The sequence below is a fragment of the Winslowiella arboricola genome (genome assembly GCF_025527015.1).
In the GTDB taxonomy this organism is placed as follows: Bacteria; Pseudomonadota; Gammaproteobacteria; order Enterobacterales; family Enterobacteriaceae; genus Erwinia; species Erwinia arboricola.
On record NZ_JAODIM010000038.1, the window covers coordinates 222,484 to 244,575 of the forward strand.

Here is a 22,092-nt window from a genome sequence, read left to right on the forward strand (position 1 = left end):
CATGCAGGGCAATGAAACACTTCTCCATACGCATGTCAGTAGTTCTCACCACCATCATGCTTACCTGCTTTGCTTACTCCTCAGCGCCACCATCAATCGCTCACTTTCCCCCTGCAGCGCAAAACGGTCGATATTGCCTGAGTCAGGCCGACTATCTTATTCATAGCCCTTGCTAACTAATATAGCCGATGCTATACCTGTATATAAAAGCGCCTCTGATTGCCGAATAACCCACCGCACCATTTCGGCCAGAGCAGTGAAAAAATTAATTATCAGCAAATTGCATTGGTTGAAACTGAGTCTGAGGAAAGACCTGATGAAGAAAACTTCTGGAAATACGCGGTCAATTTTTAATACGTGGCTGGCAACGTCAGCATTTGGACTGCTGTTGGCTTTTAGCGTCAGCAGCGTCCGCGCAGCAGAAAAGTTTAAGGTGGTGACCACCTTTACGGTTATTCAGGATATCGCGCAGAATATCGCCGGTGATGCGGCGGTGGTCGAGTCCATCACCCGCCCTGGCGCGGAGATCCATGATTATCAGCCCACCCCGCGTGATGTGATGAAAGCCCAGTCGGCGGATCTGATCTTATGGAACGGTCTCAATCTGGAGCGCTGGTTCAATCGTTTCTTTAGTAATCTGCATGATGTGCCTTCGGTGGTGGTAACAGAAGGCATCGAGCCGATGTCAGTGAGTGATGGCCCTTATTCCGGTAAGCCAAACCCGCATGCCTGGATGTCTCCGGCCAACGCACTGGTCTATATCGAAAATATTCGTCAGGCGCTGGTCAAATATGATCCAAATAACGCGCAAACCTATAACCAGAATGCGAAAACCTATGCGGCAAAAATCGCTGCGCTGGATGCGCCGTTACGCGCCCGCCTTGACAAAATTCCTGATCAGCAGCGCTGGCTGGTGACCAGTGAAGGCGCATTTAGCTACCTGGCGCGTGATTATCAGCTGAAAGAGGTGTGGTTATGGCCGATCAATGCCGACGAACAGGGTTCGCCACAGCAGGTAAAGCGGGTAATTGATACCGTACGTAAACAGCAGATCCCGGTGGTATTCAGTGAAAGCACCATTTCCGATAAACCGGCGAAACAGGTAAGTAAAGAGACGGGCGCACGCTATGGCGGCGTTCTCTATGTTGACTCGCTGTCGCAAGCCAACGGGCCAGTGCCAACCTATATCGACCTGCTGCAGGTAACGGTCGATACCATTGCCAGAGGGTTCGGACAATGACCACACCGGCGCATATTTCGCTGCAGAATATCACCGTCACTTATCGTAACGGCCATACCGCACTGAGCGACGCCAGTTTCGAGCTGAATGCAGGCAGCCTGTGCGCCCTGATTGGGGTCAATGGCAGCGGAAAATCAACGCTGTTTAAAAGCATTATGGGACTGGTAAAACCCTCCAGCGGTAAGGTGACCATTAACCAGCAGCCGGTGGCGAAAGCGCTGCGCAGCAACCTGATCGCTTATGTCCCGCAGACCGAAGAGGTGGACTGGAATTTTCCGGTGCTGGTTAACGATGTGGTGATGATGGGCCGTTACGGCAAGATGTCGTTTCTGCGCATTCCGTCGGCGGAGGATAAACGTCTTGTGGACCAGGCACTCGATCGCGTCGGCATGCTGCATCTGCGTAATCGCCAGATCGGTGAACTCTCCGGTGGTCAGCGCAAACGGGTGTTTCTCGCCCGCGCGCTGGCGCAGCAGGGGAAAATCCTGCTGCTTGATGAACCCTTTACCGGCGTGGATGTGCAAACGGAAAATGCCATCGTCGATATGCTGAAGTCCCTGCGTGACGAAGGCCATCTGCTGCTGGTGTCGACCCATAATCTCAGTTCGGTGCCCTCTTTTTGCGATCGGGTGGTGATGATCAATCGCACGGTCATCGCCGCCGGACCGACCGCCACCACCTTTACCCATGACAACCTGCAACGCACCTTTGGCGGCGTGCTGAGTTACATCAACCTGCCCACTGATGCCGAACCCGCGCTGCGCCCACAGGATGCGCCACTGTTTGGAGGCCCGCCATCATGATGGCACTGCTGCTGGAGCCGTTTAATTATAACTATATGGTCAAAGCGATTGGCGTCAGTGCGCTGGTCGGCGCCAGTTGCGCCTTTTTATCGGCTTATCTGATGCTGAAAGGCTGGTCGTTGATGGGGGATGCGCTGTCACACTCGGTGGTGCCCGGAGTAGCCGCCGCTTATGCCATCGGCCTGCCCTATGCGCTGGGCGCATTTATTACTGGCATGCTGGCAGCACTGGGGATGACGCTGGTGCGCCATCTGACGCGTTTACGCGAGGATGCGATTATCGGTTTTGTCTTTTCGACCTTTTTTGCCGCCGGGTTGTTGATTATTTCGCTGAATCCGACCTCAATTAATATTCAGTCGATTATTTACGGCAATATTCTCGGCATCGCCGATGAAGATGTGATTCAGGTGGCGCTGATCAGCGGCGTATCGCTGCTGGTGATGGTGGTGATCTGGAAAGATCTGCTGGCGGTATTTTTTGATGAAGGCCATGCAGTTTCGGTGGGGCTCTCGCCGCTGCGGCTAAAAATCATCTTCTTTACCCTGCTCAGCGCCTCTACGGTTGCCGCGCTGCAAACCGTCGGTGCCATTCTGGTGATTGCGATGGTGATCACCCCCGGCGCGACTGCATGGTTGCTGACCGATCGTTTCCCGCGCCTGCTGCTGATTGCCGTGGTGCTGGGCGCAGTGACCAGCGCGGTCGGCGCCTGGCTCAGCTATTACCTTGATGGCGCGACCGGCGGGGTAATCGTCAGCCTGCAAACCGCGGTGTTTCTGCTGGCTTTTGTCTTTGCGCCGAAATATGGCCTGCTATCCGGTCGTCGCAAAGCGCGAGGGAGCGCCGTATGAGCAGTATCAGTGAACTGATTACCCTGCCGCTGAGCTTTCCGTTTATGCAACGCGCGCTGCTGACGGCGATGGTCAGCGGTGCCGTCTGCGCCATCCTCTCCTGCTATCTGGTGCTTAAAGGCTGGTCGCTGATGGGCGATGCCATTTCTCATGCGGTGTTACCCGGCGTGGTGCTGGCGTATGTGGCTGGCGCACCGCTGGTCGTGGGCGCTTTCGCATCCGGGCTGTTCTGCGCCATTGCGACCGGCTATATCAAGGATAATTGCCGCATCAAAGAAGATACGGTGATGGGAATCGTTTTCTCCGGCATGTTTGCCATCGGGCTGGTGATATTTTCGCGTATTGAGAGCGATCAGCATCTGAGCCATATTCTGTTTGGTAATGTGCTGGGGATTACGCCAGCAGAATTTTGGCAATGCGTGGTGATCAGCGCGATAGTGATTGTGGTGATGCTGGTGAAGCGCAAAGATATGCTGCTGTATTGCTTTGACCCGGCTCAGGCGCGCGTGATTGGGCTGCGGGTTAAATGGCTGCATTATGGATTGCTGAGTATGCTGGCGCTGACTATCGTCGCCGCGCTACAGGCAATTGGTATTGTGCTGGTGATCGCCATGCTGATTACGCCGGGGATCACCGCCTTTATGCTGTGTCGCCGCTTTAGCGCGATGTTAATCTGCGCAGTGCTGACTTCGGTGTTCTCCTCCGTTACCGGCACGCTAGCCAGCTTCTGGCTGGATGCGGCCACTGGCCCCTGTATTGTCCTGATTCAGGCGGCGCTGTTTCTGCTGGCATGGTTGATCGCCAGCATCCGTACCTCGTCGTAGCAGGCATTTTCGCCTTTTGCCCGGGAGCCGATAACGGCTCCCCTGCCATTTCAGTAACGCCCTGCCGTCCTTTACGACGATCTTTTACATTTTCTCCTCAATTTCTCCACGATTCTTCAATCTGTTGCGAGTAAAGTGATTTCTGACCGGATAAGCCTGAATCTACGAATAAATTTAAGCCGGTAGCCTCATCCTCTTCACCAATAACGCCGTTACTGGTGCATTTTCTACTGTGAGTTTTGACTAAACGCTGCTGAGGAGCTGTGATTCGATGGCGAATTTCTTTATTGATCGCCCGATTTTTGCCTGGGTTTTGGCGATAATCATGTGTCTGACCGGCGTATTATCGATTATGTCACTGCCAATTGAGCAATATCCCGACCTCGCTCCGCCTAATGTGCGCATTACCGCTAACTACCCTGGCGCCTCGGCAGAAACGCTGGAAAACACCGTTACGCAGGTGATCGAGCAGAGCATGACCGGCATCGATAACCTGATGTATATGTCCTCGCAGAGCAGTAACACCGGCCAGGCGACCATTACGCTGACCTTTACCGCCGGCACCAATCCCGATGAAGCCCGTCAGCAGGTGCAAAACCAGCTGCAATCGGCCCTGCGCAAACTGCCGCAGGATGTGCAAAATCAGGGGGTGACGGTCAATAAAACCGGCGACACCAATATCCTGATGCTGGCGTTTGTCTCTACTGACGGCAGCATGGATAAACAGGATATCGCCGACTATGTTGCCAGTAATATCCAGGATCCGCTCAGCCGCGTCAGTGGCGTTGGTCAGGTGGATGCCTATGGCTCGCAATATGCCATGCGTATCTGGCTCGATCCGAACAAGCTGATTAATTATGCGATGACCACCGAAGATGTGGTCGATGCGATTACCTCACAGAATAGCCAGATCGCCGTCGGCCAGGTTGGCGGTACCCCTTCGGTGGATAATCAGGCGTTAAATGCCACCATTAATTCGCAGTCATTGTTACAGACTCCCGAGCAGTTTAAACAGATCACCCTGCGCACTAATCAGGACGGCTCGGTAGTGACACTGGGCGACGTCGCCGACGTCGCGCTGGGAGCAGAAAAATATGACTATCTCAGCCGCTACAACGGCCAGGCGGCATCCGGTTTAGGGGTTAAACTGGCGTCCGGCGCCAATGAGCTGGAAACCGATAAGCTGGTACGGGCGCGTATTGCCGAGCTTACGCCTTTCTTCCCGCATGGTCTTGAGGCCAAAGTCGCCTATGAAACCACGCCTTTTGTTACCGCATCGATCCATGACGTAGTGAAGACCCTGTTTGAAGCCGTGCTGCTGGTATTCCTGGTGATGTATCTGTTCCTGCAAAACTTCCGCGCCACCCTGATCCCGACCATTGCGGTGCCGGTGGTGCTGCTCGGCACCTTCTCGGTGCTCTATATCTGCGGCTTCAGTATTAATACCCTCACGATGTTCGCCATGGTGCTGGCCATCGGCCTGCTGGTGGACGACGCGATTGTGGTGGTTGAAAACGTCGAACGTGTTATGAGTGAGGAAGGCCTGTCGCCGCGTGATGCGACACGTAAATCGATGGGGCAGATCCAGGGCGCGCTGGTGGGCATCGCGCTGGTGCTCTCTGCAGTGTTTATTCCGATGGCGTTCTTTGGCGGCACGACAGGTGCCATTTACCGCCAGTTCTCGATCACTATCGTCGCCGCGATGGTATTGTCGGTGCTGGTCGCGATGGTGCTGACGCCAGCGCTCTGCTCTACCCTGCTAAAGCCGCTGGCGCAGGGTCACCATCATGGCCGGCGTGGCTTTTTCGGCTGGTTTAACCGCATGTTTAACCGTAACAGTGAGCGCTATGAACGCGGGGTGGCGAAAATCCTGCAAAAAAGCGGCCGCTGGATCCTGCTCTATCTGGCGATAATCGGCATTATGGCGTTTCTGTTCCTGCGCCTGCCGACGTCTTTCTTACCGCTGGAAGATCGTGGGGTGTTTACCACCCAGGTACAGTTACCGCCTGGCTCAACCCAGCAACAAACGCTGAAAGTCGTGCAAAAAGTTGAGAACTACTATCTGACTCATGAACAGGAGAATGTGCAGTCGGTATTCGCCACCGTCGGTTCCGGCCCTGGCGGTAACGGGCAAAACGTTGCGCGCCTGTTTATCCGCCTGAAAGACTGGCCAGATCGCCCGGGCACCGATCGGACTTCTTTTGCCATTATCGAACGCGCCACCCACGCCTTTCGCAAAATAAACGAAGCGCGCGTGATTGCCAGTAGCCCCCCGGCGATCACCGGCATGGGTAACTCGGCGGGCTTTGATATGGAACTGCAGGATCACGCCGGTATTGGTCACACCCAATTGATGCAGATGCGCGATAAACTGCTGGAGCTGGCGGGACAAAACCCGGCACTGGCCCGCGTGCGTCATAATGGTCTGGATGACAGCCCGCAATTGCGTATTGATATCGATCAGCGTAAAGCGCAGGCACTGGGCGTCTCACTTGATGATATTAATGACACGCTGAAAACCGGCTGGGGCTCGACCTACGTCAATGACTTTCTTGATCGTGGCCGGGTGAAAAAAGTCTATGTGCAGGCGGCAGCAAAATATCGCATGTTGCCGGACGATATCAGCAAGTGGTATGTGCGCAACAGCAACGGCGGCATGGTGCCATTTACCGCCTTTGCCAAAACATCATGGGAAACCGGTTCGCCGCGGCTGGAACGCTACAATGGCTACTCCGCGCTGGAGATTGTGGGTGAATCAGCAGCGGGCGTCAGTAACGGCACGGCAATGGATGTGATGGAACAGCTGGTGAGTCAGTTACCGCTGGGTGTCGGTTATCAGTGGACAGGCGCGTCTTATCAGGAACGCCTGTCCGGCTCACAGGCACCGGCGCTGTATGCCATCTCACTGCTGGTGGTATTCCTCTGTCTGGCGGCGCTGTATGAGAGCTGGTCAGTACCTTTCTCGGTAATGCTGGTGGTGCCATTGGGTGTAATTGGTGCGCTGGTTGCTACCTGGATGCGTGGGCTGGAAAATGATGTCTATTTCCAGGTCGGGTTACTGACGGTAATTGGTCTGGCGGCGAAGAACGCAATTTTAATTGTTGAATTTGCCAATGAGATGAACAGTAAGGGACGCGACCTGGTTGAATCAACCCTGGAAGCCTCGCGCCAGCGCCTGCGCCCGATTTTGATGACCTCACTGGCGTTTGTATTCGGCGTGTTACCCATGGCAATCAGTAGCGGTGCTGGCTCAGGCAGCCAGCATGCGGTGGGCACCGGGGTAATGGGCGGGATGATCTCGGCGACGGTGCTGGCAATTTTCTTTGTCCCGCTGTTTTTTGTCGTGGTGCGTCAGCGCTTCCCGCTTAAAACGAAAGTGACCGACTAAAAAACAAGGCAGCCAACATGTTGGCTGCCTTTATTCATTTTGCTGTGGTCAGAGTTTATCGCAATAAAGACTGTAACTGCTTTTCTAATAGAATCGCTTACTTACGCAACATTGCTTCAATAAAGTCTTTCCAGTTCCCAAGTTCTAAATCGATCATGATGCCCTCTCTTATAATTAGCGCCAGTATACGCTGGTTTTTTATCGGGGTGAATAGTTTGGCGCTGTAATGACTATCGGCATTTTTAATCAAAACTGTAAATTTTTTTGATACTCATATATATTTTGAATAAATCTTCGCAACCACTGATTAACTATGCCAAACGAAAAATAAAGGAGCCTGTGAATGGGTTTTATTCTCAAAACCAAAGATGATAATCCACCAGTTAACTGGCAACAGCTGGCAGAGATGATTGCACGCGCTGGTCTGAGCGCGCGCGATCCACAAATTCTGCAACGCGCTTATCAACACAGTCAGTTTGTCTGGTTTGGCTATGTTGACGGTAAGCTGATGGCAACGGCCCATGCCATTAGCGATTTGACTTATACCTCTTATCTCTCCGACGTGATTATTGATCCGCAGTATCAGGGTAACGGCTATGGCCGCCAGCTGATGCAGGCTATCCTTGAGGCCCTGTCGCCTTTTGGCAAAGTGGTTATCTACTCAATGCTGGATAAAATAGAGTTTTACCAGAACCTGCAATTCCACCGGTTGAATAGCGCGATGGTTTACGCGCCGGATAGTATTATTAAAGTTTTACGCAATGGGAAATTCATAGATTAAATAATAATTAAATTTATTATTAATTGCATTGATAATAATGAAATAAAAAAGGTGCCTGAACTGCTGATCACCACAACCCGTCAGGCGGGGTTTCCCCCGCCTGTGGTTAGCTCTTAACTTCGTAGGCTAATAGCGCCATATATTCATTACCACCATGAGTAATACGCACCTCGCATAAGCGATCGCGTACCAGCCACAGGCAGGAAAGAATTGTGAAACAAAGCACAATCAGTCCCTGTAATAATGCTTTTTTGGCATTTTCATCTCCGTTGCATTTCTGCAATTAAGAGGCTATCCTGACATTGTTGGTGTGTCGGGACGGCCTCAGGTTAATAGAATATTGACCTGGGGCCTTCTTCTGCCTGCTCCCGACAATACCTGAAGCAGACAGCTTCAGGCACCCGGCAGAATTCTAACCTGTATTATTCCACTGCGTCATTAGTCGAAAGATTAATAAACATCAAAATAAAAAAAGAAAGGGCGCCTGAATACCTGATCACCACAACCCGTCAGGCGGGGTTTCCCCCGCCTGTGGTTAGCTCTTAACTTCGTAGTTTAAAAGCGCCATATAGTTATTACTTCCGTGAGTAATACGCACCTCGCATAAGCGATCGCGTACCAGCCACAGGCAGGAAAGAATTGTCAGACAAAGCACAATCAGTCCCTGTAATAATGCTTTTTTGGCATCTTAATCTCCGTTGCATTTCTGCAATTAAGAGGTTACCCTGACATTGTGTGGTGTCGGGGCGGCCTCAGGCTCATGAAATATTGACCTGGGGCCTTCTTCTGTCTGCTCCCGACAATACCTGAAGCAGACAGCTTCAGGCACCCGATATCATTCTACCCGCTGTTATTTCACTTCGTCATTAGCCATATGGTTAACAAACTATAAAAACCCGAGGCAGATCGAAAAATAATATTGTATTGCTCACTCAATTTATTGCATGATCACCATTAATATTAAATATAAAATAATTACCAGGAGAATAATGTGACTGATACAAATCAGAAGCCCGCGCTGACGATGTACGGCATCAAAAATTGCGATACGATTAAAAAAGCCCGCCGCTACCTGGAAAGCCAGCAGATTGATTTTCAGTTTCATGATTACCGCGCGGATGGCCTTGAGCGCGAATTATTACAGGGTTTTATCGATAAACTGGGTTATCCGGCACTGCTAAACACCCGTGGCACCACCTGGCGTAAACTGCCCGAAGAGCAGCGCAACGCAATTGATAATGCCGATGCCGATGCCGCACGGGAACTGATGCTGGCACAACCTGCAATCATCAAACGCCCATTGCTCTGCGACGCCAGCGGCTCTATGCTGCTGGGCTTTAGTGAAGAAACTTATCAGCAGTTTATGCAGGAGAAGTCATAATATGTTCTGTCCGGTCATTGAGCTGACGCAGCAGCTCATTCGTCGCCCTTCCCTCAGCCCGGATGATGCCGGCTGCCAGGCTATCCTGATCCAGCGCCTGCAAGCGATTGGCTTCACTATTGAGCCGATGAATATCGACGATACGCTCAACTTTTGGGCATGGCGCGGTCAGGGCGAAACTTTAGCCTTTGCGGGTCATACCGATGTGGTACCGACCGGCGACGCCAGCCGCTGGATTAATCCACCTTTTGAACCGGCTATTCGTGACGGCATGTTATTTGGTCGTGGCACTGCCGATATGAAAGGCTCGCTGGCGGCAATGGTGGTGGCAGCTGAACGCTTTGTGGCAGCAAATCCTGACCATAAAGGTCGCCTGGCATTTTTAATCACCTCTGATGAAGAGGCCAGCGGCGCCAACGGCACGGTAAAAGTGGTAGAAAAACTGATGGCGCGCAATGAACGCCTCGACTACTGCCTGGTGGGTGAGCCATCCAGTACGGAAGTGGTAGGTGACGTGGTGAAAAATGGCCGTCGTGGCTCAATAACCGCTAATCTGACCATTCATGGCGTGCAGGGTCACGTGGCTTATCCGCATCTGGCGGATAACCCGGTGCACCGCGTGATGCCAGCGTTAAATGAGCTGGTTGCCACCGAATGGGATCAGGGCAATGAATTTTTCCCTGCCACCAGTATGCAGATTGCTAATGTGCAGGCCGGTACTGGCAGTAATAATGTGATCCCCGGTGAATGCTTTGTACAGTTCAATTTCCGCTTTAGTACCGAGCTGACCGGCGAGCTGATTCAACAGCGCGTTCAGCAGCTGCTCGATCGCCACCAGCTGCGCTATACCATTGAGTGGAAACTTTCCGGCCAGCCATTCCTGACCACCCGCGGTAAGCTGGTTGATGCGGTGGTGAACGCCGTTGAGCACTATAATGAAATTAAACCGCAGTTGCTGACCACCGGTGGCACTTCAGATGGTCGTTTTATCGCGCGTATGGGTGCACAGGTTGTTGAGCTGGGGCCGGTAAACGCCACCATCCACAAAATTAACGAGTGCGTTAAAGCTGCTGACCTGCAACTGCTTAGCCGTATGTATCAACGTATTATGGAACAGCTGGTCGCATAAGCGTCTCGCTGTGGAGAAGAGATCATGGAGTGGTTTAAAGAGTACTGGTGGATTCTGATTATCGTGCTGATGGTTGGCATACTGATGAATGTCTATAAAGACCTGAAACGTATCGATCATAAAAAGTTTATGGACAATAAGCCTGATCTGCCACCCCATCGTGATTTTAACGATAAATGGGATGACGAAGACGACTGGCCGAAAAAGAAATAATCAGCCTCACTTTCCTCTCCCGTCCGGGAGAGGAAAATATTCAGATACTTGTTTGCTTATCGCACCGCATGGATCGAAATCCGCTAAAGCCAGCCGGGCTTCCTGACGCCAGCGCTGTAGTAAGGCTTTGCGCCCGGCTAATCCCAACGAGCGGCATAACTCACCGACCGACAGTTGCCGGGTAATCGCTCCGCGTAGTGCAGGCAGCGCCAGCGACGAGCGCGCCAGTAAGCGTCCCAGCGCAGGCATCGCGGCTTCAAACGGACGATGCGCAAAGGCGAATCCGGCCACTTCCTGTCCGTCCGCGTGGTTAAATTCCTGCTGTAAATCACAGACTATCGCCAGCGATTGATCAAGCTGTTGCTGCAACCAGTAGTAGTCACGCGCCAGCCGTTTTACCGCGCGCTGTGTAAGATCGCGCCCTGCTGCACTGACTGGCAATAACGCCATCGCGCTGTAACAGCCACTGCTGGCTTCACGCTGGGTGCCGATGCGCACCAGCTGAAAACCACAAGCCTGCCAGAACTGCCAAAGTTCATCGGTATAGCCGAAACTGACTGACAGAAAATCCAGTCCGGCCGCACCGGCAACGCACTGCGCTATCAACTGTCTTCCGATGCCGCAGCGGCGGCGCGCGGGCGTGATGGCAATGCGTGAAATACGCCTTGAACGCAGCTGCGCCGCCTCAGGAAAGCCTGAATGTGCTGCCAGCGACTGCGCCACCAGATTACCGCGCGGACGGCGAGCCCCTGCCCATACCGCAGACGCCAGCTCAGCGCTCAGCCCTCCCTCGTCAACCAGCCACAGCGCCGCGCACACTTGTTGCTGACAATACGCGGCAACAAAATGCATGCCCTGCGCATCCATCATACGGCGTAAATCCAGCGGTGAGGTGCGATAGTGCGCGCTGGTCAGCAGCTGGTATAACGCCGTCAGCGACGCTGGCCGGGCCAGCCAGTCACTCTGCTCAGCACGCTGAAAATGCACTTCTCCGCTACTGCTAAAGCTGCCGCCTTCATCAAACAGCAAACTGCGTTCAACAAAACTTTCCAGCGGATCGTTCAACGCCCAGCGTAGCGGCTGATCAAGGGTGAAAAACTGCGCCTGCGGCAGCGCAGCACAAAACTTCAACAGAAAACCGCGACCGGTGCCTTCATAGCCCTGCACGGTAGTGGTCAGCAGGACGCGCGGAAAATAGCGGATTAAGCGCTGTAATATCGGCGCCGGGATCGCCGCCGCTTCATCGATCAACAACCAGTCAACTTGTGCCGGTGGCTGACTGGCGCAGGCAGCTAACAGCGTATCGGGCGCATAAAACCGAAATGCCTCTCCGGCAAACTGCGCCAGCACATCGGTTGATACTTTGGCCGGTGCGGTGACCCAACATTTTCCCGGCCAGCGTTGTGCCAGCATACCAGCCAGTGCCGATTTACCGCGTCCCCGTGGGGCAGTGAGCACCGACACACCTGGCGGTGCGGTCAGCAACTGCTGTAACAGCCGCTGTTGCTGTTGTTGCCCCTCAGGCTGCCAGTCGGCCGCTGCAGGTAAGGGTTGCAGGCGAAGCGGCGCATCCTGGCGCAGGATCGCTACACGTTTATCGCTTAACAGTTGTTGTTGCAGGTGGGCGACAAAATTGGGCGTAGCGATGGCCTCTGCAGCATCATTCCAGCGCAGTGAATCGCGGTCGATAGCGGCTGACCATGCCTGCCATGGCGGCACCAGCAGCAATAACCAGCTACCGGCCAGCAGTGTGCCCGCCAGAGCGGCGAAGGCTTCGGCATGGAAACCTTTGCGGGCATCAAATAGCGCGTGACGAAACTCCTGCCCCAGCAAGTTACGCAGCGCACCTGGCGCACAATGTGGTTGCTGCTGTGCTGCTTCACCCACCCACAGCCAGTCGCCTGCCAGCTGCGCCTGCCACTGCTCTGCCTGATGCTGGCACCACTGTGCATCGCCGCTGATCACCAGCAAACGACGCATGCCCTGACGCTGCATCTGCGTGGTAAGCTTTTGCAGATCCATTAAAGATTAACTACCAAAGGTATTACATTTACCCGGATCGCCACTATCATAGCCGCGTTTAAACCAGCTGTAACGCTGTTCAGAGCTACCATGGGTAAAGCTGTCCGGCACCACGCGCCCCTGACTCTGCTGTTGCAGGCGGTCATCGCCAATCGCTTCAGCGGCATTCAGCGCTTCCTGCAGATCGCCCGGCTCCAGAATCTGCTGCTGCTGCATATAGTGTCCCCAGACACCGGCAAAGCAGTCGGCCTGTAGCTCCATTTTTACTGATAGCTGGTTAACCTGGGTTTGCGACGCATTTTGCTGCATCTGCCGCACTTTCGGCTCTATTCCCAACAACTTCTGCACATGATGTCCAACTTCATGCGCAATCACGTAGCCCTGGGCGAAATCGCCGTCAGCGCCGAGTTTGTTTTTCATCTGGTCATAGAAAGAGAGATCGATATACACCGTCTGATCAGACGGACAGTAGAATGGCCCCATCACCGACTGGCCGGTGCCGCATCCGGTGCGCGTGGCGCCGCGATACATCACCAGCTTCGGCGCCTGCCAGGGTTTATCCATCTTCTGAAACAGTTTTTGCCAGGTGTCTTCAGTGGTAGCCAGTATCACCGAAGTGAACTTCGCCGCCTCATCATCATTCGGGCTGATGCTCTGCTGCGATGACTGCTGTGTGGCCGGCTGTTCACCGGTCAGCAACGGCGTCAGATCATAGCCATAATAGCCCGCCACCATGACGATAATCAGTAAAGCGATACCACCTTTACCGCGCGGGATACGCATGCGCCCGCCACCCATGGAAGGCGACTGATTGCGTCGGTCTTCCACATTGTCGCTCTCGCGACGCCCTTGCCAACGCATAGCCAGCTCCTGCAATTGTGCCAATAAAATAGATAGTAGTCGTGCCGCCAGTGAATAACCAGAGCGCAACGCGGCCAACGCGCGCAACAGGACCATTTATGAACGGAATGAAGGAGATTCAGACAATAAAAAGAGGCCGGGATTAACCGGCCTCTTCGCGAAGAAAAGCGAGGTAAACGATTGCGCAGTTAGTCTAATTTAATACCAAGACGGTGTGCGACTTCTTCATAGGCTTCGATAACGCCACCGAGGCTCTGACGGAAGCGATCTTTATCCATTTTCGCCATGGTCTCTTTATCCCACAGGCGCGCGCCATCTGGTGAGAATTCATCACCCAACACCACTTCACCGTTGAACAGACCAAACTCCAGTTTAAAGTCCACCAGAATCAGACCCGCATCAGAGAACAGCTTGCTCAGCACTTCGTTGGCTTTATAGGTCAGCTCACGCATACGCGCCAGATTCTCTTTATTCACCCAACCGAAGGTTTCGCAGTATGACTCATTTACCATTGGATCGTGTTTGGCATCATCTTTCAGAAACAGATCGAACAGCGGCGGATTGAGTACGATCCCCTCTTCCACGCCGAGACGTTTCACCAGTGAGCCTGCGGCACGGTTGCGCACAACGCACTCCACCGGCACCATCTCCAGCTTTTTCACCAGGGCTTCGTTATCGGACAGCAGCGCTTCCATTTGCGTCGGGATACCCGCTTCCTCAAGTTTGGTCATAATAAAGTGGTTAAACTTATTATTGACCATCCCCTTGCGGTCGAACTGCTCAATACGCGCACCATCTCCTGCTGACGTATCGTTGCGGAATTCGAGTATCAGCAGGTCCGGGTTTTCGGTGCTGTAAACTGTTTTCGCTTTGCCGCGATACAACTCAGCTTTCTTTTGCATCTTGATTAACTCCAAACGTGGTAGAAGTGTTGCTATACATCTGCACGGGCAAAGGCCCCTGCGTCGGTTAACTGGGTTAGTAATGAAAAAAGGCCGGAGTGCTCCGGCCCTTTTAGTTTACTTGCTAAATGCCGCCTGGAATACGGCGACCAGTGCATCGTTTTGCGACTGTGTCAGCGGATGCCCTTTCGGATCGATAAACTGCAGACTACTGCGGTTATCTAAATCACCCACCTGCAGTTTGTAATCACCGTTTGGCAACCCAGGATCTTTCGCGCCCAGGTCATCCCAGTGACCACTGCCCGGTGACTTATAGGTCACCGCCAGGCTGCCCTGAGAGCGGTTATTATCCGTCACTGTCATGCCGGCACGCTTCAGTGCATCCGGCAAACGCTGCCAGACAGCATTGAACGGTGCGCGCAGAATCAGATTCGGCAGGCCGGTATCATCAGCGCCGCTCTGTACATCGATTTGCGATACGCTGCGATTGGCAGCGGCATCTTCCTGCGCGGATTCAATTTTGTCTAAACCGGTGCTGATGTCGTTAAGCATCTGCGCGGTATAGCGCTGGATCTGCACCGGAGAAGTGACATCTTTATCCTGCTGCTGTAGCTGCAGTAAACGTACTGTCAGCGCCTGCTGATAGCCCTGCTGCTGCACGCTCACCTGATAGCGGCCACGATACTGATTATCTTCGTCCGCACGATTCCACTGTACCCAGTCGGTGGTCAGCTGCTGGCTGGCATCCTGACGATCGGCAATCGGGAACTTATACGACTGAACCACATTCACTACCTGTGACCAGATAGAACCGCTACGCCCGTTCTCCACCAGCAGGATGCCGGTATTGCCGGTAAACTGCGTGCGCGTGCCGTTCATCAGCGCCAGAGGCTGGGCGGGTGGACGAATGTCGAGCTGCTTGCCAACGGCACCGTTGCTGTTGGTTGCTGCGATCTCATAATCACCGTTTTGCAGCGGCAGAATGGTTCCTGCTGGTGCGGTTAAATCTTTCAGTTCGGTCGCCTGCAAATAAGACTCGTCGCCACTGACCTGACGCTTATAGCGCTGATCGGTAGAACAAGCTGCAAGCAGCATCACCGTTGACAGTCCAACAACTTTCACTACCGTGGACTTCTTTACTGAGTAAGCCATCAAATCTCCCTAATTTACAGCAGACCCGCATGCTTGAGCGCCTGCTCGATAACCGGACGCCCCGCGTCGGTTATTGGCGTCATTGGAAGACGCAGCGTATCGGTTGCTATTAATCCTAATTTCATCGCGGCCCATTTCACCGGGATAGGATTGGGTTCAACAAATAACTTCTGATGCAGATGCATCAGGCGCTGGTTAAGGCGGCGCGCTTCAACAAAGTTGCCCTGCTGCGCAAGCGCACAGAGTTCAACCATCTCGCGTGCGGCAATGTTGGCCGTTACCGAGATCACGCCATGACCGCCCAGTTGCATAAAGTCCAGTGCAGAGGCGTCATCGCCACTGACTAACACAAACTCTTCATCAACCAGCTCTTGGATCTGGCTAACACGCGATAAGTTCCCGGTCGCTTCCTTAATACCGATAATATTTTTAATTTTGGCCAGACGACCCACGGTTTCCGGCAGCATATCGCAGCCAGTACGTGAGGGAACGTTATACAGCATCTGCGGCAGTGAAGTACTTTCCGCGATCGCTTTAAAGTGCTGATACAACCCTTCCTGCGTCGGACGGTTGTAGTAAGGCGTCACGGTCAGGCAACCGACAACCCCGGAATTCTCGAAGCGTTTGGTAAGAGAGATGCCTTCCGCTGTCGCGTTAGCACCGGTTCCGGCAATCACCGGAATTCGCCCATCGGCCAGCTCCAGCGTCTGCATCACGACATCGCCATGTTCATCATGGCTGAGGGTGGCGGACTCGCCGGTAGTGCCTACAGATACAATCGCTGCGGTTCCGCTAGCGACATGATAATCAATCAGTTTTTTCAGACTCGCCCGGCAGACATTACCTTTGTCATCCATTGGCGTAACGAGCGCAACTATACTTCCCGTGAACATTGGCCATCCCCTCCACAAACAAGTCCTTCATGGTACGTTTGACGGGCATTGAAAAGCAAGCAGGCAACACCCTGGAGACCCTTGGCAGAGGGTATTTTTTATGTTTACCTTAGGGTTATCACTATTGCTAATCACCATGACCGACAGGACGTATCATTTTGCCGCAGTCACAGCAACATCATTTGGTCATTACCGCACTGGGCGTTGACCGTCCGGGTATTGTCAATGCCATTACCCGCCATGTCAGCAGCTGTGGGTGTAATATTGAAGACAGTCGGCTTGCGATGCTCGGCGATGAATTTACATTTATCATGCTGCTTTCCGGCAGCTGGAATGCAATTACCCTGATTGAGTCGACCCTGCCGCTGAAGGGTGCGGAGCTGGAGTTACTTATCGTAATGAAGCGCACCAATGCCAGAGCCCACCCGCCAATGCCCGCGACAGTCTGGGTACAGGTAGAAGTCACAGACTCGCCACATATCATTGAACGCTTTACCGATCTGTTTGATTCACACCAGATGAACATTGCGGAACTGGTGTCACGCACCCAACCGGCACAAGAAAATCAGCCGCCATTCCTCTATATTCAAATTACTGCGCATAGTCCTGCCAGTCAGGATGCATCATTTATTGAACAAGCATTTAACCAGCTATGTACAGAACTGCAGGCTCAGGGCACTATTAGTGTCGTGAATTATCCACAGCATGAAGAAAAAATGGAGAGTAGTGATGAATCCACTGAAAGCCGGTGATACTGCACCGAAATTTAGCTTGCCCGATCAAGACGGCGAACAAGTAAATTTGGCCGACTTCCAGGGACAGCGCGTGTTAGTCTATTTCTATCCGAAAGCGATGACACCGGGCTGCACCGTTCAGGCTTGCGGCTTACGCGATAACATGGACGATTTGAAAAAGTCAGGGGTAGAAGTGCTGGGTATCAGCACCGATAAACCGGAAAAATTGTCACGTTTTGCCGAGAAAGAGCTGTTGAACTTCACGCTGCTTTCCGATGAAGACCATCAGGTTTGCCAGCTGTTTGGCGTCTGGGGGGAGAAAACCTTTATGGGAAAAACCTATGACGGTATCCATCGCGTCAGCTTCCTGCTGGATGGTAATGGTAAAGTGGAAAAAGTGTTCGACGATTTCAAAACCACCAATCATCACGATGTGGTGATGGATTATCTGAAGTCAGCCTGATGTCAGCGGGCGGCAATGCCGCCCTTACTGAAATCACGGCTCCTCGTCGACCAGCATGCCATCTGGCCAGGCATGCACTACTGCCTTCACCAGCGTCGCCAGCGGAATGGCGAAGAACACGCCCCAGAACCCCCACAGGCCGCCAAAGATCACCACCGAAAGAATAATCACCAACGGATGCAGATTCACCGCCTCGGAGAACAGCACCGGCACCAGCAAATTACCGTCCAGCGCCTGAATAATCAGATAGACGATAATCATAGTCCAGAAATCGCTGCCCAGTCCCCACTGGAACAGGCCGACGCAGATCACCGGAATGGTCACCACCAGCGCGCCGATATAGGGAATTAACACCGAGAAACCGACCAGCACCGCCAGCAACAAGGAGTAGTTCAGGCCAATTGCGAGGAAGCCGATCCAGGTCGCAATCCCAACCACCACCATCTCCAGCACCTTACCGCGGATATAATTGGTAATTTGCTGATTCATTTCGCTCCATACCTGCCCCGCCAGCCCGCGGTTGCGCGGTAACACCCGGCGCACGGCATTCAGCATCTGTTCTTTATCCTTCAGCAGGAAGAACACCATCAGCGGCACCAGCACCAGGTAGATCGCCAGCGTCATTAAACCGACCAGCGATGCCAGTGAGTATTTCACCAGCGATTCACCGAGTCCGGTCAGACGACTGCGCAAATTCTCGACGATAATATCGATAATGCCGGCATCCATCAGTGCCGGAAAACGCTTTGGCAACCCCGCCGCATAGGTATAGAGCTTATTCAGCATATTCGGCATATCGCGCGTCAGGTTGATGCCCTGCTGCCAGACCACCGGCGCCACCACCAGCACCATCAGCAGTAAAATACCGGCGAACACCGTCAGCACAATACTGGTCGCCCAGCTGCGCGAGCACCCCATGCGCTCGAGACGAACGGTTGGCCATTCCAGCAGGTAGGCCAGCACCAGCGCCACCAGCAGCGGAGCCAATAAACCGCTAAAAAAGAATAAAATACAGAACGCAGCAACCAAAATGATCAACAACGCAATGGCTTGTGGATCGCTGAAGCGACGGCGATACCACTGTATTAACAATGCCAGCATGACATTAACTTCCTTGAGTGCATTTTGGAGAAGGCAGGATTGTACTTGAAAGGCGCGGCGAACAGAAAGGCAGTCAGCAGGTTAGCGCAATTTTTGTCTGACCTGCTGGCTGCTGGCTAATTTAGCCGTGTAAACGGGCGGGTGAAATCAGCAGCGGTTGTTGTTGAACACCGGCGTGGACCACACAATTACGACCGGCTCTTTTGGCCTGATACAAAGCCTCATCCGCGAGTTTAAATGCCTCTTCCATACTCTCACCATCGGGCCGCCACAGAGCAACGCCGACAGAAACAGACACATTCCCGACCTGCTTAATCTCGGTCTGCGCCACGCGCTGACGCACGCGTTCGGCGATCATAAGTGCGGTTTCGCTATCTGCACCCGGCAGAATCAGCAAAAACTCTTCGCCGCCATTACGGCATACCACATCGGTCTGGCGCGAACTATGTTCCAGTTCACGCGCAATGCGAATAATCACGTCATCGCCGACATCGTGGCCATAGGTATCGTTAACCTGTTTAAAATGGTCGATATCCAGCGCCAGCACCGCAAAAGACTGGCGCGTGGTGAGGAAATACTCCATCACCGCACTAAGACCACGACGATTGAGCAGCTGGGTTAACGGATCGGTCTGTACCTCAAACTTCAGCCGGCCAATCTTATCCTGCAACAGGCCAATACCAGCCAGCAGCGCTCGCTTAATCTGCGCCGCTTCAAAGTACCAGGAGCGGATGCCATTAATCTCTGTCGACACTCCCTGCGCATCCATCTGACTGGCTTTACGCGCCAGCTGATAAAGTGGCAAGGCGATCAGGCGCGCCAGAATCCATGCGGAAATCAGCGTCAGCAGCGCAAAAGGCACCGAATGTTTTAGCACCTGCAGTAGCAAGCTGCTAAGAGGTTCGAGCGTGGTCTGCGTAGGCTTCAGCGCGACAATCATCCAGTCAGCCGCGGGAACCATGGCATAACCCGCCAGCATCGGCTCACTATTCTGCGGATGAATTTCCAGATAACCATTGCGGCGCTTACTTTTCTCTTCATCACTGATCAACGGCGCAATGCCCTTGCCAATCAGTTTACTGTCTTGGTGATACAGTACCTGATTCTGTTTATCGACCACATACAGCGAAGAACCATCGCGGTAATACTGCTCGCCAAGCAACTCATTGAGAATGCTTTTCTTCTTCAGATACAGCGTACCGCCAACATAACCGAGATAGGTTCCGGTTTTCGACCACACAGGATATGAGATAAACACCATCAGATTATTCGCTGCCGAAATCGTTGGCTGGCTAATCAGCGGTTTGCGTTCGGTCAATGCCTGACGCGCCGCAGCCGTAGTCAGATGCATCCCTTTCAGCATCAGCGACTCCGGCGAAATTGATCGCACCCAACCGTTGGCGTCAACAATCACCACGGAGTTAAAACTGGTGGTTTGTTCGCGTAACCGGTCGACTTCCTGCTGCAACGCCGCGTCATCATCTAAGCCGCTGCTCAGAATAGTCGCGCTCCATGAGAGCTGAGATTTTGCCAGCTGAAAGAAAATCTCGGTGGTTGAAGCCAGTTTCGTCGCGTAAACCCGGTTCGATTCCAGCGTGTTATTAATCAACAGCTCACGCTGTACGCGCCATGTTGCATACAGTGTATTCGCCAGCGTAATGACAATGCTGGCAACAGCAAGCATTGTGATCAACGTGCGTAAGTCTGTCTTCGGCCAGAGTCGCCTCAACATAGACTTATCTCGATTTTACTGAACATTTTTATTAGCGCCCTGGTATGATTTTATTGTGCGCAATTCTTATACGTGCGATGTATGCCCTGGTGAAGCAAGGCACGATTGTATTCCTCCAATGGCTGCCACTGCAATTGGCTTTAACCGGCAAATGAAATATTTACTCATTTATTTCGTTAGCCGGGATAAATGACGTTAAATATATTCCACCGGTTCGAATATGCAGCCCTGTTAGCCAAAGTTAACCATATCCGCGCCTTTGGCGATCGACCGATTAAAGCGGTAAAAATGCGTATCCCTGATTTTCTAAAGTCGCGACGGTGGTGCCGCTGGAAAGGGTATGGGCCACCGATTTATCTGCCCAGTCACGTTGCAGATGATGAAATGCAACAGATTGTTTACAAACCTTCACTTCAGCCCCAGCCACCACATACAGATTAGTGACGCGCGCCCCCCCATTTAACACCGGGGTTGGGGTTAACCCTCTGCCATTTCGCTGTGGTTAATCTGAATAGATGCAATTACAGAACGCATAGTTTATTCTCCCGACGGAAACAGAACGGGTCACATTGGCAAAAAGGCATACCCCTGATTTTCAAGGGTAGAAACCGTGGTGGGACTGGAAAGCGCATGTACCACCGATTTATCGATCCAGCCGAATTGATAATGATGAAACGCCACGGACTGGTCACAAACGGAAACCACTACGCCAGACTTTTTAAGCTCATCAATCAGCTTAAGATTTGGGTTATCAAAACCATATATTTTATTAAACTGCGCATTATTTAACATCGCAGGGGTGGCATCGCCGGTGACCGAAACCACAAACTTTAATTGCTCTGCGGGTACACCAGACGCGACATACAGATTGACTACCCGCGCCACGCGCTCAAGGCCTAAATTAGCCTCTTTCATCGTCCCTTCGCTTTTCGTAATTTGAAAAACAATTTTATTCGACATTGTGGTGTCTGGCTTGAATTGCACGTCACTTTCGTAGTGCATTTTGCCATAACCCATAATCGCCGGCGTCGACCAGAAACCTTCAGGGTCTGCGGCAACGGTAACAAAATGCCTGCTCACTTTATCGTAAAGGGCTGGCGCCTGACTGATGGCAGCACCAACAGAACCTGCAACTACTGCAATAAATAAACAGGAAACAACTGAACGCATAAATTGAACTCTCCGGTAAAACGATGGCAGGCGCGGAAAACAGGCGCTATTCACTTAAGCCAAAATAAATGACTCATTTATCTATATCACAGCGCGTCTGATTCAACCTTTATTCCATCCACCACTCACGTGACAAGTTTACTTTTCGTCTGATAGTTAGCCCGGTAAAATATAAAGCCTTAGTTGTCTGTAAAGACCCTGACCTTTATTTATTGCTGGCCCTGCTTAGCTAATCCGACAACATTACCAGCGAATAAACTACGGCGATAAAGCTGACAATTCAGTCTGATTAAGAGACAGTGACACAACTGATTGCGACCAATAATATTGTCTGCCTGGCGTTGAAACAGGCGTTAAAGATTAAATTAACTGTATGAACAGATAAAAACCTTACCGATTAACCGGCAGCTTTTTCAGATTTTTCAGCTTTTCACTTGTCAATTTGCATACCAGAT

22 protein-coding genes and 1 pseudogene are annotated in these 22,092 nt (G+C 52.5%); 11 read left to right on the plus strand and 12 right to left on the minus strand.

What is annotated here, in order from left to right; genetic code table 11:
* The first annotated feature begins 316 nt into the window (after positions 1–316).
* The 5 genes from N5923_RS07010 to acrD all read left to right on the plus strand — a co-directional run bounded on the left by N5923_RS07010 (position 317) and on the right by acrD (position 7,103).
* A complete protein-coding gene (locus N5923_RS07010) occupies positions 317–1,240 on the plus strand; it encodes a metal ABC transporter substrate-binding protein (protein ID WP_267143333.1) in 924 nt (307 codons plus the stop codon).
* On the plus strand, positions 1,237–2,043 hold the full coding sequence (locus N5923_RS07015; RefSeq protein WP_267143332.1) for a manganese/iron ABC transporter ATP-binding protein: 807 nt from the start codon (positions 1,237–1,239) through the stop codon (positions 2,041–2,043). Before N5923_RS07010 ends, N5923_RS07015 begins: the two co-directional genes overlap by 4 nt.
* On the plus strand, positions 2,040–2,891 hold the full coding sequence (locus N5923_RS07020) for a metal ABC transporter permease (RefSeq protein ID WP_267143331.1): 852 nt from the start codon (positions 2,040–2,042) through the stop codon (positions 2,889–2,891). The genes N5923_RS07015 and N5923_RS07020 overlap by 4 nt, the downstream gene beginning before the upstream one ends.
* A complete protein-coding gene (locus N5923_RS07025; protein WP_267143330.1) occupies positions 2,888–3,715 on the plus strand; it encodes a metal ABC transporter permease in 828 nt (275 codons plus the stop codon). The genes N5923_RS07020 and N5923_RS07025 overlap by 4 nt, the downstream gene beginning before the upstream one ends.
* 271 nt (positions 3,716–3,986) lie before the next feature.
* Positions 3,987–7,103, plus strand: coding sequence for a multidrug efflux RND transporter permease AcrD (gene acrD, locus N5923_RS07030; protein WP_267143329.1), 3,117 nt, complete (start codon positions 3,987–3,989; stop codon positions 7,101–7,103).
* A gap of 97 nt (positions 7,104–7,200) precedes the next feature.
* On the opposite strand, the gene ypfM is transcribed toward acrD, so the two are convergent.
* Positions 7,201–7,260, minus strand: coding sequence for a protein YpfM (ypfM, locus tag N5923_RS07035; RefSeq protein WP_101505280.1), 60 nt, complete (start codon positions 7,258–7,260; stop codon positions 7,201–7,203).
* Positions 7,261–7,446: 186 nt separating this feature from the next.
* Between ypfM and N5923_RS07040 the strand changes: the two genes are divergently transcribed.
* A complete protein-coding gene (locus tag N5923_RS07040) occupies positions 7,447–7,884 on the plus strand; it encodes a GNAT family N-acetyltransferase (RefSeq protein ID WP_267143328.1) in 438 nt (145 codons plus the stop codon).
* Between the two features lie 106 nt (positions 7,885–7,990).
* Here N5923_RS07040 and N5923_RS07045 read toward each other — a convergent pair whose 3' ends face one another.
* Both N5923_RS07045 and N5923_RS07050 read right to left on the minus strand, forming a co-directional pair.
* Positions 7,991–8,167, minus strand: coding sequence for a Hok/Gef family protein (locus tag N5923_RS07045; protein WP_407704404.1), 177 nt, complete (start codon positions 8,165–8,167; stop codon positions 7,991–7,993).
* Between the two features lie 252 nt (positions 8,168–8,419).
* Positions 8,420–8,545 carry a Hok/Gef family protein gene (locus tag N5923_RS07050; protein WP_267143345.1) on the minus strand — a complete coding sequence of 42 codons (126 nt, stop codon included), beginning with the start codon at positions 8,543–8,545 and terminating at the stop codon, positions 8,420–8,422.
* Positions 8,546–8,908: 363 nt separating this feature from the next.
* Here N5923_RS07050 and N5923_RS07055 point away from each other — a divergent pair, with 363 nt between their 5' ends.
* From N5923_RS07055 to N5923_RS07065, 3 genes are read left to right on the plus strand one after another with little or no spacing between them, the layout of a single operon-like run.
* On the plus strand, positions 8,909–9,265 hold the full coding sequence (locus N5923_RS07055; protein ID WP_267143344.1) for an ArsC family reductase: 357 nt from the start codon (positions 8,909–8,911) through the stop codon (positions 9,263–9,265).
* Position 9,266: 1 nt separating this feature from the next.
* Positions 9,267–10,394 (plus strand): succinyl-diaminopimelate desuccinylase, encoded by a 1,128-nt coding sequence (gene dapE / locus N5923_RS07060; protein WP_267143327.1) that lies wholly within the window; start codon positions 9,267–9,269, stop codon positions 10,392–10,394.
* Between the two features lie 24 nt (positions 10,395–10,418).
* The gene (locus N5923_RS07065; protein ID WP_267143326.1) at positions 10,419–10,607 is read left to right on the plus strand and encodes a YpfN family protein; all 189 of its coding nucleotides are present in this window, start codon (positions 10,419–10,421) and stop codon (positions 10,605–10,607) included.
* A gap of 6 nt (positions 10,608–10,613) precedes the next feature.
* On the opposite strand, the gene N5923_RS07070 is transcribed toward N5923_RS07065, so the two are convergent.
* From N5923_RS07070 to dapA, 5 genes are all read right to left on the minus strand, one after another.
* Complete coding sequence (locus N5923_RS07070) at positions 10,614–12,629, minus strand: tRNA(Met) cytidine acetyltransferase TmcA (protein WP_267143325.1); 2,016 nt, start codon at positions 12,627–12,629, stop codon at positions 10,614–10,616.
* A 6-nt stretch (positions 12,630–12,635) separates the two neighbouring features.
* Positions 12,636–13,490: a KPN_02809 family neutral zinc metallopeptidase gene (gene ypfJ / locus N5923_RS07075; RefSeq protein ID WP_267143324.1), complete on the minus strand. Its 855-nt coding sequence runs from the start codon at positions 13,488–13,490 to the stop codon at positions 12,636–12,638.
* A 188-nt stretch (positions 13,491–13,678) separates the two neighbouring features.
* Entirely contained in the window at positions 13,679–14,392 is a 714-nt protein-coding gene (purC, locus tag N5923_RS07080; RefSeq protein WP_026112006.1) for a phosphoribosylaminoimidazolesuccinocarboxamide synthase, read from the minus strand.
* Between the two features lie 117 nt (positions 14,393–14,509).
* The gene (gene bamC, locus N5923_RS07085; protein WP_267143323.1) at positions 14,510–15,544 is read right to left on the minus strand and encodes an outer membrane protein assembly factor BamC; all 1,035 of its coding nucleotides are present in this window, start codon (positions 15,542–15,544) and stop codon (positions 14,510–14,512) included.
* Between the two features lie 14 nt (positions 15,545–15,558).
* Entirely contained in the window at positions 15,559–16,437 is an 879-nt protein-coding gene (gene dapA, locus N5923_RS07090; protein ID WP_267143322.1) for a 4-hydroxy-tetrahydrodipicolinate synthase, read from the minus strand.
* Positions 16,438–16,595: 158 nt separating this feature from the next.
* On the opposite strand from dapA, the gene N5923_RS07095 reads away from it, so the two are divergent.
* Together N5923_RS07095 and bcp are read left to right on the plus strand one after the other, a co-directional pair.
* The gene (locus N5923_RS07095; RefSeq protein WP_017803236.1) at positions 16,596–17,189 is read left to right on the plus strand and encodes a glycine cleavage system transcriptional repressor; all 594 of its coding nucleotides are present in this window, start codon (positions 16,596–16,598) and stop codon (positions 17,187–17,189) included.
* A complete protein-coding gene (bcp, locus tag N5923_RS07100; protein WP_267143321.1) occupies positions 17,167–17,634 on the plus strand; it encodes a thioredoxin-dependent thiol peroxidase in 468 nt (155 codons plus the stop codon). Before N5923_RS07095 ends, bcp begins: the two co-directional genes overlap by 23 nt.
* Before the next feature lie 33 nt (positions 17,635–17,667).
* Here bcp and N5923_RS07105 read toward each other — a convergent pair whose 3' ends face one another.
* From N5923_RS07105 to N5923_RS07120, 4 genes and pseudogenes are all read right to left on the minus strand, one after another.
* On the minus strand, positions 17,668–18,735 hold the full coding sequence (locus N5923_RS07105) for an AI-2E family transporter (RefSeq protein WP_267143320.1): 1,068 nt from the start codon (positions 18,733–18,735) through the stop codon (positions 17,668–17,670).
* 121 nt (positions 18,736–18,856) lie between these two features.
* The gene (locus N5923_RS07110) at positions 18,857–20,467 is read right to left on the minus strand and encodes a sensor domain-containing diguanylate cyclase (RefSeq protein WP_267143319.1); all 1,611 of its coding nucleotides are present in this window, start codon (positions 20,465–20,467) and stop codon (positions 18,857–18,859) included.
* Positions 20,468–20,741: 274 nt separating this feature from the next.
* Positions 20,742–20,891 (minus strand): annotated as a pseudogene (locus N5923_RS07115) (DsrE family protein); the annotation flags it as partial.
* A 140-nt stretch (positions 20,892–21,031) separates the two neighbouring features.
* Positions 21,032–21,637, minus strand: coding sequence for a DsrE family protein (locus N5923_RS07120; RefSeq protein WP_267143318.1), 606 nt, complete (start codon positions 21,635–21,637; stop codon positions 21,032–21,034).
* Positions 21,638–22,092: the final 455 nt, after the last annotated feature.

Excerpts from the sequence above, each read along its gene's own strand:
- bamC (WP_267143323.1), bottom strand. The coding sequence starts at position 15,544 with ATGGCTTACTCAGTAAAGAAGTCCACGGTAGTGAAAGTTGTTGGACTG.
- acrD (WP_267143329.1), top strand. The coding sequence starts at position 3,987 with ATGGCGAATTTCTTTATTGATCGCCCGATTTTTGCCTGGGTTTTGGCG.
- N5923_RS07040 (WP_267143328.1), top strand. The coding sequence starts at position 7,447 with ATGGGTTTTATTCTCAAAACCAAAGATGATAATCCACCAGTTAACTGG.
- N5923_RS07020 (WP_267143331.1), top strand. The coding sequence starts at position 2,040 with ATGATGGCACTGCTGCTGGAGCCGTTTAATTATAACTATATGGTCAAA.
- N5923_RS07025 (WP_267143330.1), top strand. The coding sequence starts at position 2,888 with ATGAGCAGTATCAGTGAACTGATTACCCTGCCGCTGAGCTTTCCGTTT.
- N5923_RS07110 (WP_267143319.1), bottom strand. The coding sequence starts at position 20,467 with ATGTTGAGGCGACTCTGGCCGAAGACAGACTTACGCACGTTGATCACA.
- N5923_RS07065 (WP_267143326.1), top strand. The coding sequence starts at position 10,419 with ATGGAGTGGTTTAAAGAGTACTGGTGGATTCTGATTATCGTGCTGATG.
- N5923_RS07015 (WP_267143332.1), top strand. The coding sequence starts at position 1,237 with ATGACCACACCGGCGCATATTTCGCTGCAGAATATCACCGTCACTTAT.
- dapA (WP_267143322.1), bottom strand. The coding sequence starts at position 16,437 with ATGTTCACGGGAAGTATAGTTGCGCTCGTTACGCCAATGGATGACAAA.
- dapE (WP_267143327.1), top strand. The coding sequence starts at position 9,267 with ATGTTCTGTCCGGTCATTGAGCTGACGCAGCAGCTCATTCGTCGCCCT.
- N5923_RS07010 (WP_267143333.1), top strand. The coding sequence starts at position 317 with ATGAAGAAAACTTCTGGAAATACGCGGTCAATTTTTAATACGTGGCTG.
- ypfJ (WP_267143324.1), bottom strand. The coding sequence starts at position 13,490 with ATGCGTTGGCAAGGGCGTCGCGAGAGCGACAATGTGGAAGACCGACGC.
- N5923_RS07105 (WP_267143320.1), bottom strand. The coding sequence starts at position 18,735 with ATGCTGGCATTGTTAATACAGTGGTATCGCCGTCGCTTCAGCGATCCA.
- bcp (WP_267143321.1), top strand. The coding sequence starts at position 17,167 with ATGAATCCACTGAAAGCCGGTGATACTGCACCGAAATTTAGCTTGCCC.
- N5923_RS07120 (WP_267143318.1), bottom strand. The coding sequence starts at position 21,637 with ATGCGTTCAGTTGTTTCCTGTTTATTTATTGCAGTAGTTGCAGGTTCT.
- purC (WP_026112006.1), bottom strand. The coding sequence starts at position 14,392 with ATGCAAAAGAAAGCTGAGTTGTATCGCGGCAAAGCGAAAACAGTTTAC.
- N5923_RS07055 (WP_267143344.1), top strand. The coding sequence starts at position 8,909 with ATGTACGGCATCAAAAATTGCGATACGATTAAAAAAGCCCGCCGCTAC.
- N5923_RS07070 (WP_267143325.1), bottom strand. The coding sequence starts at position 12,629 with ATGGATCTGCAAAAGCTTACCACGCAGATGCAGCGTCAGGGCATGCGT.